General features: G+C 56.2%; 1 protein-coding gene. It reads right to left on the reverse strand.

The window, feature by feature from the left end; genetic code table 11:
* A partial coding sequence (locus STRDD11_RS10945) for a hypothetical protein (protein ID WP_206512706.1) occupies window positions 1-720 on the reverse strand: 720 nt, incomplete at both ends.

Genomic DNA, 720 nt, shown 5'->3' on the forward strand with positions numbered 1-720 from the left:
GGCTGATACGCTCGCTGAAGTTGATGCACTTACGGATGCGGACGTACTTGCGGAGACTGATGCACTAGTTGAAGCTGATACGCTTGCTGAAGTTGATGCACTTACGGACGCGGACGTACTTGCGGAGACCGACGCACTGGTTGAAGCTGACTCGCTCGCTGAAGTCGACGCACTTACGGATGCAGAGGTACTTGCGGATACCGATGCACTCGTGGAAGCAGACTCGCTTGCCGAAGTTGACGCACTTACACTCGCTGAGGTACTTGCGGATACAGAAGCACTTGTAGACGCCGACTCGCTCGCAGATGTTGATGCGCTCTCTGATGCAGATGTGCTGGCAGACACTGATGCACTGGTAGAGGCCGACTCGCTCGCGGAGGTCGATGCACTTTCTGAAGCGGACGTGCTGGCTGATACTGAAGCACTTGTGGAGGCAGATACACTCGCTGAAGTTGACGCACTCACGGACGCGGAGGTGCTAGCCGATACCGATGCACTCGTGGACGCTGATACGCTCGCGGAGGTTGACGCACTTACGGATGCAGAGGTACTTGCGGATACCGATGCACTCGTGGAAGCTGATACGCTGGCCGAAGTCGATGCACTTACGGACGCGGAGGTACTTGCTGATACCGATGCACTCGTGGACGCTGATACGCTGGCTGAAGTTGACGCACTTACTGAAGCTGAGGTACTTGCGGACACTGATGCACTCGTGGA

This window comes from Streptococcus sp. DD11, from assembly GCF_001578865.1.
GTDB classification, from domain to species: domain Bacteria; phylum Bacillota; class Bacilli; order Lactobacillales; family Streptococcaceae; genus Streptococcus; species Streptococcus panodentis.